Genomic DNA, 11,836 nt, shown 5'->3' with positions numbered 1-11,836 from the left:
GTTAAACCCAAGCTCCAATCCAGATAATAAAAAAGCCGCGTTATCGCGGCTTTTTTCTGCTCAGGCGGCCATGGGCTCAGTCTTCGACTTTCCAGCCAATGATTTCACCGGCACGGATAGGCACCACAGTGGTGCTGCCGAGGGGATAAGACTCGGGCACCTGCCAGGGGCTTTTCACCAGGGTGACTGTGTCGGCATTGCGTGGCAGACCATAGAAGTCCGGGCCATTGAAGCTGGCAAAGGCTTCCAGCTTGTCCAGTGCGCCTTCAGCCTCAAAGGCTTCAGCATACAGTTCCAGTGCCGCGTGGGCAGTGTAGGAGCCAGCGCAGCCACAGGCGGCTTCTTTTTTGTCTTTGGCGTGTGGCGCCGAATCGGTGCCAAGGAAAAACTTCTTGCTGCCGCTGGTGGCCGCTGCCAACAGTGCCTGCTGGTGGGTATTACGCTTAAGGATGGGCAGACAGTAGAAGTGCGGGCGAATACCGCCGGCCAGCATGTGGTTGCGGTTATACAGCAGGTGATGGGCTGTGATGGTGGCGGCGACATTATCACCGGCGGACATCACGAAATCCACTGCATCCTTGGTGGTGATGTGCTCCAGCACTATCTTGAGGCCGGGGAAGTCTGCCACCACTTTGGAGAGAATGTTTTCAATAAAGATACGCTCACGGTCGAAGATATCGATTGCAGAATCAGTGACTTCACCGTGTACCAGCAGCAGTAAACCTTCTTCTTCCATGGCCTTGAGCACGCCATAGATGTTCTTGACGTCGGTCACGCCGGAATCAGAGTTGGTGGTAGCTCCCGCAGGATACAGCTTGGCGGCAACCACCTTGCCGGAGGCCTTGGCGGCGCGGATTTCATCCGGGCTGGTCTTGTCGGTGAGATACAGCACCATTAAGGGCTCGAAGGCGGTGCTGCTGTGGGCCTTGATACGCTCGTAGTAGGCAATCGCGGCTTCTGTATTGGTCACAGGCGGCACCAGATTGGGCATCACGATGGCGCGGCCCATGTAACGACCGGCGTCGCGCACTGTGTCGGCAAGGGAGTCGCCGTCGCGCAGGTGAATATGCCAGTCATCGGGGCGGGTGAGAGTCAAATGAGTCATAGGGTGTTCTTCTGCTGTGAGGGTGGGCAGATTTTAAGTATCGCGGTCTCAAAGGGCAAGGCGGGAAGGGAATTATCCCTGCTTCTGTGGTATCCACCTTTGGCGGACTATGCCACCTGTGGGCTTTGGGCTATAGTGCTGGGCCAAGCCCAAGGAAGATAAAAATTGGAGAAGCCGTTGAAAATCCTGTCGTATTTTATAGTGTTGCTGGCACTGACTCCTCAGCTTGCCCTGGCTGAAGCGGGGCAAGCCGAGCGCATTATTGCGCTTTCTCCCCATTCGGTGGAAATGCTCTACGCCATTGGTGCCGGTGATGCCATCCTTGCCACCACGGATCATGCCGATTACCCCGAAGCGGCCAAAGCCATTCCCCGCATCGGCGGCTACTACGGTATTCAGATGGAGCAGGTGTTGGCACTGAAGCCGGATTTGATTGTGACCTGGGAAGGGGGTAATCGCGCCGAAGACCTGGAGATGCTGAAGAAGTTTGGCTTTACCCTGTTCCACAGCAATCCCAAGACCCTGGAACAAGTGGGGCAAGAGCTGATTGCTCTGGGCAAATTAACCGGCAGGGAGGCGCAGGCACAGCAAGTCGCCGATGACTATCTTGCCCGACTCGCTGCGTTACGTCAGGAGTATGCCGCCAAGCCCAAAGTCCGGCTGTTTTATCAGCTCTGGTCACAACCTTTGATGACGGTCGGAAAGGGCAGCTGGATTGAGCAGATTATTCAAACCTGCCATGGTGAAAACGTGTTTCTGGACACCCAGGGCGACTACCCTCAGGTCAGCATAGAAACGGTACTGCTGAAAAAGCCCGAGGTGATTTTACGCAGCCAGGATGAGGGCAATATCAACGGCATTGACTGGCAGCAGTGGCCAGAGGTACCTGCGGTCGCCAAGGGGCACATCTATGCCCTCGATGCTGATCTGCTGCACCGCGCCGGCCCAAGGGCCATTGATGGTGTGGAGGTGCTCTGTCAGGCGTTGGATAAGGCGCGTCAGTAGAGGGCAGATTCGCAGTGGGCTTGGTGGTGTTGTCGCCGTTTTTACGATTTGGGGTGTATCAGTAGTGCGATGCCGTTAATGGAAGTGCAGGTTGCAACTTTGTTTTTATGTTGTTACTTTTCAGGCTTTTGAGAAATTTCATTCATATAACAGGGACGTAACACTATGCGCGGTATGGCTTATTTCGCTTTTGGATTATTGGTTTTGGCAGGTTGTCAGACAACAGATAACTCAGCAGAGAAACAAGATTACCTGGATCTTACCAATCAAGAAAAATCCGCTAAACCATTATCATATTGGACTGAAAATTATAGCCCTGCACCTGCATTTCCCATCAGTGCAGCCAAGAAGTCGCTCTCTGGTTGTGTCACCTTATCGGTAAACATCAATACCCATGGCAAGATTGATGGCTATAAAGTTATCCACTCATATCCTGGTGAGGTGTTTGTTCCCTCAGTGCTGGCAGCCCTTAAAAAATGGCGTTGGGAACCCACAGAAGAAAACCCCGCACGAGCTCCTGCGATACAGAAAGTGGGTCTGACTTTGGAAATTAACGACGCAAAAAACAAAGCAGAATTCCGAAATCAGTGCGAGGCATCGGTTCCATCATGAGTGGCTGCTTCGATAGTTGATTAAGTAACCTTAAGTTATCAAACCGGTGCTTTGCAGCCGCGCTGCGATGAGTCTTCCCACGGCAGGGCTTGATGGCAGCAGAGTGTGAGGCAATGGCAGTGAAACCCGCTCACACAGAGGATTATTGCACTGCCAGAGCGCGGTGACTTCGGAAAGGGCAACCACACCGTCGTTTTCTTCACCGTAGAAGGGTGGCAGTTTACGGCCCTTGGTGCCGGTGGGCATTCCTCCTGTGCCCTTGATAACAGTGCAGGGGATGCCCAGAGCGGTGGGCTCGCCAATGGCTGCCATGCGCGGTGCGCTGCCAAGCAGTTGCCCTGCGTCGCCACTGAATAATTTGAACAGCGGATTGGTTTTAAGCTTTATGGCAAGCCTTGCCGGTTGAACCGGTGAGCCGAGCAAAAAGACATGAGCAGGCAACCTGGCTGGTGGTGTTGAAGCGCTCAGCAGCGTGCGGATGATAACCCCGCCCAGTGAATGACCTATGAGTATGTAGGGCTCATCGGCAGGCAGCCGGGCTATGTGTTTACCAAGGCGCCCGACAATTGCATCCACAGGCTCCATGGCGGCCAGATAGCCGAGTGTCCGGCAGCGAATACCTGCCCGCCGTAAGGTGGCGAGCATCGGAAACCCGGACACTGGGGTACGACCCAATCCATGGACGAAGATGGCATGCATGGTCCGACTCCTGAATATTCCCTTGAAGCCTTTGTTTTTAGCTGGCTAAATCATCGATGACAAATGAAACCTTCTTCATATTTTAAGCGGGAGCTTACATGACAACCTTGCTCGTGTGTTTATTGATTTCCATGTTACTGCCTTATCTGGCCAAGGGGCCTGTTGCCGTGGCTATGGCCAAAATGGGTGGCTACGACAATCACCATCCCCGCAGCCAGCAGGCCAGGCTCGAGGGCTTTGGCGCCAGAGCGCTGGCTGGCCATCAAAACGCCTTCGAATCTTTGTTGATTTTCGGCCTGGCGGCCCTGGTGGTGATGGCCACAGATAAGGTCAATGGCACCGCCGAGGTGGCCGCAGTGGTGCATGTGATTGCCCGGGTGGGCTACCACCTTGCGTATCTGTACGACCAGGACAAGCTGCGATCCGGCCTGTGGTTTGTGAGTATGATCAGCTGCTTTACGCTGTTTGCCCAGGCGTTCTGATTCAGGCATTGTCGCCAACAATGTTGTCGCTGTGCAGCGATTGAGCCCGGACAAGCCCTGTCCGGGCTTTGTGTTTTCTGGCCGGACAGGGCGTCAGCGGCGCGGACACTGACTCTTTAAAAACGGACACTTTGCATTGTCCGCGGACACACGCCCTAAAACCATATTTGGTTATTTTATTGAAATAAAAGAAAATAAATTCTGGCACGCTATTTGTTTTACTCCCTGCATCTTACGTTTCATTACCCAAGACCGGACACACCGGCGAAGGACAAGGCATGATCAGGGATACCAGCGGACAAGACAGAGTAGTGGCCCCAAACAAGTATCGTCGTATCGGGTGGATTGCAGGCAGTGTGGCGCTGTTTGCCATCGTAGCCGCCTGGGCCATGGGCAACAGCGGCATTTCTGCCGGGCATTCTGTTAAGCGCAGCGATTTGGTCACCGCCACCATCACCCGCGGCACCCTGGTGCGCGACATCATCTCCAACGGCAAAATTGTGGCGGCCAATGCGCCTATTCTGTATGCCAGCGCTGAAGGCATGGTCACATTGTTGGCAAAACCCGGTGATACTGTGTCCCGGGGTCAGGCCCTGGCTACCGTCGACAGCCCCTTGCTTACCAATGCGCTGGCCCAGGAACAAGCCCGCCTTGCGGGGCTCGAAGGCGAAGTGGAGCGCGCCACCTTAAGTGCCCGCCGCGAGCAGCTCAGTGCCCGTCAGGTGCTGGATACCGCCAGAGTAGAGCTCGAAGCCGCCGAGCGTGAAAGCCGACGTGGCGACCTGCTTATTGCCAAAGAACTTATCAGCCGTATCGACTTTGAAAAGGTAAAAGACGACTACAAAAAAGCCCAGCTGCGCTTTGACCATGCCGAGCAGGAAGTGGCGCTGATGGCCGACACCCAGGCCTTCGAGCTTAAAAACAAGGCGCTGGAACTCAAACGGCAACAGCTGGTGGTGGATGATCTGCGCCGTCAGGTGGCGGCTCTGGAAGTGACCGCACCAGTGGATGGCATTATCGGTAACTGGCTTACCGAACAAAAAGCCCGCTTAAGCCGCGGCCAGGCAATTCTGACTGTGGTCGACTTGAGTGCCTTTGAAGCCGAATTGGCCGTGTCTGAATCCTACGCCGACGAGTTGGGGCTCGGTATGGCGGTGGAGCTGGACCTGGGCGGCGTTAAAACCACAGGTGCTCTCGCTTCTATCTCACCGGAAGTGAGCCGCGGCGAAGTCCTCACCCGGGTACGCTTTGATAACGCCGAGGGACTGAAGCTCAGGCAAAATCAGCGGCTCAGTGCCCGTATCCTTCTGGAAAATTTAGAAAATGTACTCATGGTGCGCCGTGGCAGTTTTGTCAGTGATGGCGGTAACCATGTCTACCGTATCGAAGGCGATATTGCCAGCCGCACCCCCATCAAGCTTGGCGCCCGCAGTGTCAGCCAGGTGCAGGTGCTGGACGGCGGCCAGGTCGGTGATGAGTGGATTATCTCCGGCAGTGACAAGATGAAGCAGGCCGAGCATGTCAGCCTCTATTGAGCCATCTGAAATGAAACAAAGACGCCTGGGTTGGATGATTGCACTGTTGATGTTGGCCCTTGCCATGGCCTCACAGTGGCTCGCCACCAATCCGGCGCTGGGACTGATGTTGCTGCGCTGATGCGGCAACCCGAATAAATAGATTAACGAGTAAGGAAGCGAACCATGTTAACCATGAAGAATATCAATAAATTGTTCCGCACAGATCTGGTGGAGACCCATGCGCTGCGGGACTTTAACCTGGAGGTGGCCGAAGGGGAATTTGTGGCCGTGACCGGACCTTCAGGCTCAGGGAAAACCACCTTTTTGAATATTGCCGGCTTGCTGGAAAATGCCTCCGGCGGCGAATACTGGCTCGATGGTGAAAACGTGGCAAACCTCAGTGACAGTGCTGCCGCCAGGGTGCGAAATCAGAAAATCGGCTTCATTTTTCAGGGCTTTAACCTGATTCCGGATTTGAATCTGGCCGAAAACGTCGAGCTGCCCCTGCGTTACCGTGGTTTTGGCAGCACCGAGCGCAAGCGCCGGGTGGAAGAGGCGCTGTCCCAGGTGGGACTGGCGGCACGACAAAAGCATCTGCCATCGCAGCTGTCCGGTGGTCAGCAGCAGCGGGTGGCCATTGCCCGCGCGTTGGCCGGTGAGCCCCGTTTTTTGCTGGCGGATGAACCCACGGGGAATCTAGACTCCCTGATGGCCCGGCAGGTGATGGAACTGTTGGAAGACATTAACCGCAAGGGCACCACCATCATCATGGTGACCCACGATGGTGAGCTGGCCCGCCGCGCTGAGCGTAACATCCAGATTGTGGATGGTCAGGTGTGTGATTTCGTCACCAGCCGCGCCGTGGTTAACGGTTAAGGGGGCGCCATGTTCAGTCACTATTTGGATCTCGCCTGGCGCTCAATTCGCAAGACACCCATGATGTCGCTCTTGATGGTGTTTGCCATCTCTATTGGTATCGGCATCACCATCATGACGCTCAACGTGCACCAGCTGATGGCGAATAACCCCGCCGGCGATCGCAGCGATAAGCTGTATTCGGTCAACCTGTGGAGCCAGGGGCCGGACAGCTGGGATGAGTTTGCGGTGAACCTCAGCTTTCAGGACGTGATGAACCTGCGAAAGTCTGACGCAGCGCCCCGAAAGGCGGCCATGATTGCCACCGGTATGGCGTTGACCTCCACCAACCCGGAGGTCGAGCCCAAGCTGGAACACGTGCGGGCGACCGACCGCGACTTTTTTGCCATGTTCTCTGTGCCCTTTTTATTTGGTGGTCCCTGGGAAGCGGGGGCTGACAGCGAACCTGCCCGGGTGGTGGTGATTGGAAAAACCATTAACGATGCCCTGTTTCAGGGGAAAAACAGCGTTGGCGAAGTGGTATATCTGGATAACAAGCCGTTTCGCGTCGTTGGCGTCATTGACGACTGGCGGGTACTGCCCAAGTTTTACGATCTCCACAATGGTCCTACCAACGACACCGAAAAACTGTTTATTCCCTTCTCATTGGTTGAACAGGAAAAGTATGACCCCTGGGGGAATGTCAGCGGCTGGAAATACGAGGACGGTGATCTCTTCAACACTGAGAAGGTGTGGATCCAGTTTTGGGCTGAGCTCAACACACCGGCCGAATTGGAGAACTATCGCAATTTTCTGGACGGTTATGTCGACAGCCAGCAGCAACTGGGTCGCTTTACCGACATGAGCCGCAGCAGCTGGGTAAGGCTTAATGATGTGGCCCATCACCTCAAAGACAACAAGGTCGTGCCCGAAGATAACCAGATCCTGATTGGCCTTAGTCTGCTGTTTTTGCTGGTGTGTCTGGTCAACATCCTTGGACTGATGCTCAGCAAATTCCTTAAACGGGCCCCCGAAGTGGGTGTGCGCCGTGCCATCGGTGCCAGCAAGCGGCAGATTTTCGCCCAGCACCTGGTGGAGGTAGGACTGGTTGGCATGCTCGGTGGTTGTTTCGGGCTGTTGTGGGCCTGGGGGGCGCTGCACTACCTTGCGAGCCGTTTCGCCCTCGATGACGCCCTGACCAGGCTTGACCCCAGCATCTGGTTTATTGCGCCGGGTATCGCCATCGGCTCCGCCATACTGGCGGGTATGTATCCGGCCTGGGTAATTTGCAAAACCAAGCCCAGTGTTTACCTCAAGAGCCAATAAGGAAGTTTGCCATGTCTGCGATTAAACCGATTTTGAGCGCCATGCTGCGAAGCCGCAGTGCACCGGTACTCCTGCTGCTGCAAATCATATTGTCGGTGGCCATAGTGGCCAACGCTGCCTTTATCATTCATCAACGGCTTGGGCTGATGGAGCGTGACTCCGGGGTTGCCGAAGCCGAGGTGTTAAGTTTCAAACTGTATAACTTTGGCGACGGGGTGGATTTGAAAGAACGCAGCCGCCGGGATTTGGACCTGCTGCGCACCTTACCGGGTGTTAAAACCGTGGCGCCCGTCAACATGCTGCCCTTGGGCAGCAGCGGCTGGCGCTCAGGTTTTGTGGATGGTCCTGACCCTGACACTGCAAAAAGCCTACCCGGCATGGCCGTTTACATGGGCGATGAAAACCTGCTCGAGACCTTTGGTCTGAAGCTGATTGAGGGGCGCAACTTTATCCCCGGCCGTATCGCCGAGGGGCTGAACGACACCGAAGTACCCCGTGAGGTAATTGTTACCAAGGCCTATGCCAAGGCGGCTTTTGGCGATGAGAGCCCCATTGGAAAACGGGTGTACGAGGGGGGCATTACGGCCTTTACCATAGTGGGGGTGGTGGACAAGCTCCAAAGCGCCTGGGTCAATGACGATGAAGTGGAAAACAGTGTTCTGGTCAATGTGAATATGAATGGAACCGGCCAGTTCAACACTATGGTGGTGCGGGCCGAGGCGGTAGATCATGCGCGCCTGACCGATGCCATTAAAGAGGTGCTTCACCGCGACGATCCCCGCAGGGTGCTCTTCTCCTTCAAGAGCATCGCCCAATACCGGGAGTCCGCTTATGCCCAGCACGCCATGATGGCCTTTGTGCTGGGAGCCATGATAGTGCTGTTGCTGGCTATCACGGCGTTGGGGCTATCGGGCATGGTGATGTTCAATATCGAGCGCCGTACCAAACAAATAGGCACCCGCAGAGCGCTGGGGGCCACCCGCGGCAACATTCTGGGATGGTTTCTCACCGAAAACTATTTGCTGCTCGGGACAGGGGCGCTGGTTGGCTCGCTGCTTGCCTTCGAGCTCAGCCGTCAGCTGATGGACTTCTTCAGTCTGGATGCCCTTGCCTGGCAATATCCCGCGGTGACTGTGGTGCTGCTGTTTGTGGTAACCACTATAGCGGTGATTATTCCCGCCAGAAGGGCGGCGGCGATTTCACCCTCTATCGCCACCCGCAGCGTCTAATGGCTGACCCAATCGAGGGCTCGCAAATGGCGGGCCCTTCCGTTATCGTGTAGTGGCTGAATTACCCAAGATGAATCAAATGGATAAGATATTAATCGTCGACGACAATCTGGACGTTTGCCAAGCGCTTTCACTGATGCTTGAACTGAGCGGTTACAAAAGCCATTGCGTGCAGAGCCCCGACATGGCACTCGATGCCATTGAGCAACACGAGTTTTCGCTGGTGATACAGGACATGAATTTCACCCGCGATACCACCAGTGGTGAAGAAGGGCGCGAGCTGTTCCATGCCCTGCGTGAGCGTCGTCCGGGGATCCCCATTATCCTGCTGACGGCCTGGACCGAGCTGGAAATGGCGGTGGAGCTGATGAAAGCCGGCGCTGCCGATTATCTGGGTAAGCCATGGGACGACGCCAAGCTGCTCACCAGTATTGGCAACCTGATTTCGCTGCACAAACTGTCCCGGGAAAACGGCGAGCTCAAGCGCCAGAAGGCCGAGCGTACTGCAGTTATTCACGAGGCCAACCTTTGTGGTCTGGTGTTTGGCAGCGTGGCCATGGAGCGCTGTGTGGATTTGGCGCTGCAGCTGGCCAAGTCCGATGTATCCGTACTTATCACAGGTCCCAACGGCGCAGGTAAAGACCGCCTGGCCGATATTCTCCATGCCAATTCGCCGTTAAAAGACAAACCTTTTATCAAGGTGAATGTGGGCGCCTTACCCATGGAGCTGATGGAAGCCGAGCTTTTTGGCGCCGAGGCCGGTGCCTTTACCGGTGCCACCAAGGCCCGCATCGGCCGCTTTGAGGCCGCCGATGGCGGCACCCTGTTTTTGGATGAGATTGGTAATCTGCCTTTAAGCGGACAGGTGAAGCTGCTGCGGGTACTGCAAACCGGTGAATTTGAGCGCCTTGGCAGTCATCAAACCCGCAAGTGTAAGGTCAGGGTGCTCAGCGCCACCAACGCCGACCTGCGACAGGACATCATCGATGGCCGTTTCCGTGAAGATCTCTTTTACCGCCTGAACGTGGTGGAGCTGGCGTTGCCGCCTTTGAGTGAGCGCCGGGATGATGTGCTGCCCCTGGTGCAGCACTTTACCCGTGGACGGGCGCTGGATGCCTCTGCCAAGGCTGCGCTTTTGGCCCACTCCTGGCCAGGCAATGTGCGCGAGCTGGAAAACGCCTGTAAGCGGGCGGATATCCTCGCCAGAGGCGAGATGTTAACTGCTGCCGATTTTGGTTTGATGCCGACGCAAGCGCCGCAGCCCGTGGTAAATCAATCCCAGATGGCGTCCCCTCAGGGGCACCACTACGGCTCTGTTCAGCACAATGCAGATCCCCATATCACAGAGCCTCACGTCACCGAGAATCATTACACCGAGCCAAACAGGCATGAAATAGAAGCCGCCATTGCCGCCCACAAGGGCGTGATTGCCAGGGTAGCCAAGTCCTTTGGGCTCAGCCGTCAGGCACTCTATCGGCGCATGGAGAAGTTCGGTATAGAGATAAAGTCCTCCAAGGCCGAAGGATAAACCCATGGGGACTGGCTTTATGCTGAGCCTCAGAAGCAGGTTGATGCTAATAGTGCTGATAAGCTGGCTTATCGGTGGCACCATGGCCTATTGGCTGGGGGGCGAGTGGCCATCGGCTTTACCTCTGCTGGCACTGGTCATGGGTGCTTTGGTGTCGTTATTGCTCACCGCCTGGCTTACCCGTCCGGTAAACGATGCTATCAAGGCCATGGAACTTGGACTGCTTAACCTTATCGACAATGATTTCAGCGTGTCTTTGCCCCAGAGTAAGGACCCGGAGCTGGGGCAACTGGCGGTACTCTTCAATCGCGCTTCCGGAGAGCTGCGCCGGGAGCGTCAGCATATCTACCAGCGGGAGCTGCTGCTGGACAAAGTTATCCAGAATTCCCCCAATCTGATGCTGCTGCTCGATGGCAGCGGCCATATCATTTATGCCAATGACTCGGCGCGTCATGCGCTGGTGGGAGGCAAGCCCCTGACCGGCATGACGATGTCTTCGCTGACTGACCAGTTGGACGAGGCCATGGGCCGTATGCTGCGTGAAGGTGCCGATGGCTTGTTTGCCCTGGACCGTGACGGCGAGACCGAAACCTGGCACCTGAGCCGCGGCCGTTTCCAACTCAATGGCCTTGAGCACCAGCTTATGTTGCTTAAGCAGATGACCCGGGAGCTCAACCGTCAGGAAGTGGCGGTGTGGAAGAAGGTTATTCGGGTGATAAGCCATGAGCTGAATAACTCCCTCGCGCCCATGCGCTCCATGGTCAACTCAGGTCGGGTGCTGGCAGAGCGTCTGGAAGAGCCACGGCTTAATCTGATATTCGATACTATCGACAAACGCACCCAGCATCTTGGACAGTTTATTGAGGGCTATGCCCGTTTCGCCCGGCTGCCAATGCCAATCAAGACTGGGGTGGACCTGGGCCGTTTGTGCCATGAACTCAAGTTGCAGCTGGCGTTCAACATCGAGGGAGAACTGCCCACTGAGCCTGTGTGGGCCGATGAGGTGCAGCTGCAACAGGTGCTGATTAATCTCATCAAAAATGCCCATGAGAGTGGCTCTGCTCCGGAAGAGGTGAGCCTGTCGGTGCGTCGTCAGCAATTAAGAGAGCCCGGCGTGGTCATTGAGGTTAACGACAAAGGACCGGGTATGTCGCCGGACGTACTGTCCCAGGCCCTCTTGCCATTTTACTCGACCAAACAGCAGGGCACCGGGCTTGGACTGGCGCTGTGCCGGGAAATCATAGAAGCGCACGATGGCCGCATCAGCCTGCAAAACCGCAGTGGCGGCGGCCTGCAGGTGCAGCTTTTCTTACCGCAACCCCCTCTAGTATAAAAGTGTTATTCGGGAAATTCTCGCCTATACCTTCGAGCTAATTTGCTGTAAATATTAATCTTTTTTGATGACCACCTCGCGGCTCTCCTGCTACATTGCTGGCTGTTTGTGTGAAGTGGATCAAGGATTTTTCTGGCCAGGGGAG

Annotated in this window: 12 protein-coding genes; 10 read left to right on the top strand and 2 right to left on the bottom strand. The window is 55.7% G+C overall.

Going from position 1 to position 11,836, the window contains the following annotated elements; genetic code table 11:
- Positions 1-76: 76 nt before the first annotated feature.
- Positions 77-1,105, bottom strand: coding sequence for a dihydroorotase (gene pyrC / locus K0H79_RS14930; protein WP_220065502.1), 1,029 nt, complete (start codon positions 1,103-1,105; stop codon positions 77-79).
- Positions 1,106-1,282: 177 nt separating this feature from the next.
- Between pyrC and K0H79_RS14925 the strand changes: the two genes are divergently transcribed.
- The gene (locus tag K0H79_RS14925) at positions 1,283-2,110 is read left to right on the top strand and encodes a cobalamin-binding protein (protein WP_220076329.1); all 828 of its coding nucleotides are present in this window, start codon (positions 1,283-1,285) and stop codon (positions 2,108-2,110) included.
- A 165-nt stretch (positions 2,111-2,275) separates the two neighbouring features.
- Positions 2,276-2,722 (top strand): energy transducer TonB, encoded by a 447-nt coding sequence (locus K0H79_RS14920; RefSeq protein ID WP_220076328.1) that lies wholly within the window; start codon positions 2,276-2,278, stop codon positions 2,720-2,722.
- A gap of 30 nt (positions 2,723-2,752) precedes the next feature.
- Here the strand turns inward: K0H79_RS14920 and K0H79_RS14915 are convergent, their stop codons facing one another.
- Positions 2,753-3,421 (bottom strand): triacylglycerol lipase, encoded by a 669-nt coding sequence (locus K0H79_RS14915; protein WP_220076327.1) that lies wholly within the window; start codon positions 3,419-3,421, stop codon positions 2,753-2,755.
- 98 nt (positions 3,422-3,519) lie between these two features.
- Between K0H79_RS14915 and K0H79_RS14910 the strand changes: the two genes are divergently transcribed.
- The 8 genes from K0H79_RS14910 (at position 3,520) to K0H79_RS14875 (ending at position 11,691) form a co-directional block, all read left to right on the top strand.
- Complete coding sequence (locus tag K0H79_RS14910; protein WP_220065496.1) at positions 3,520-3,903, top strand: MAPEG family protein; 384 nt, start codon at positions 3,520-3,522, stop codon at positions 3,901-3,903.
- A 278-nt stretch (positions 3,904-4,181) separates the two neighbouring features.
- Positions 4,182-5,438 carry an efflux RND transporter periplasmic adaptor subunit gene (locus K0H79_RS14905; RefSeq protein WP_220076326.1) on the top strand — a complete coding sequence of 419 codons (1,257 nt, stop codon included), beginning with the start codon at positions 4,182-4,184 and terminating at the stop codon, positions 5,436-5,438.
- The gene (locus K0H79_RS14900) at positions 5,422-5,559 is read left to right on the top strand and encodes a hypothetical protein (RefSeq protein ID WP_157608342.1); all 138 of its coding nucleotides are present in this window, start codon (positions 5,422-5,424) and stop codon (positions 5,557-5,559) included. The genes K0H79_RS14905 and K0H79_RS14900 overlap by 17 nt, the downstream gene beginning before the upstream one ends.
- Before the next feature lie 44 nt (positions 5,560-5,603).
- On the top strand, positions 5,604-6,296 hold the full coding sequence (locus tag K0H79_RS14895) for an ABC transporter ATP-binding protein (RefSeq protein WP_220076325.1): 693 nt from the start codon (positions 5,604-5,606) through the stop codon (positions 6,294-6,296).
- Positions 6,297-6,305: 9 nt separating this feature from the next.
- On the top strand, positions 6,306-7,601 hold the full coding sequence (locus K0H79_RS14890; RefSeq protein ID WP_220076324.1) for an ABC transporter permease: 1,296 nt from the start codon (positions 6,306-6,308) through the stop codon (positions 7,599-7,601).
- 11 nt (positions 7,602-7,612) lie between these two features.
- Positions 7,613-8,830, top strand: coding sequence for an FtsX-like permease family protein (locus K0H79_RS14885; RefSeq protein WP_220076323.1), 1,218 nt, complete (start codon positions 7,613-7,615; stop codon positions 8,828-8,830).
- Positions 8,831-8,909: 79 nt separating this feature from the next.
- The gene (locus tag K0H79_RS14880; protein WP_220076322.1) at positions 8,910-10,358 is read left to right on the top strand and encodes a sigma-54 dependent transcriptional regulator; all 1,449 of its coding nucleotides are present in this window, start codon (positions 8,910-8,912) and stop codon (positions 10,356-10,358) included.
- Between the two features lie 4 nt (positions 10,359-10,362).
- Positions 10,363-11,691, top strand: coding sequence for a PAS domain-containing sensor histidine kinase (locus K0H79_RS14875; protein ID WP_220076321.1), 1,329 nt, complete (start codon positions 10,363-10,365; stop codon positions 11,689-11,691).
- Positions 11,692-11,836: the final 145 nt, after the last annotated feature.

Origin of the sequence: Shewanella sp. FJAT-52076 (assembly GCF_019457455.1) — a bacterium.
GTDB lineage: Bacteria > Pseudomonadota > Gammaproteobacteria > Enterobacterales > Shewanellaceae > Shewanella > Shewanella zhangzhouensis.
The sequence above is the reverse complement of the archived record's forward strand: the minus strand, read 5'-3'. Positions and strand labels throughout refer to the sequence as shown.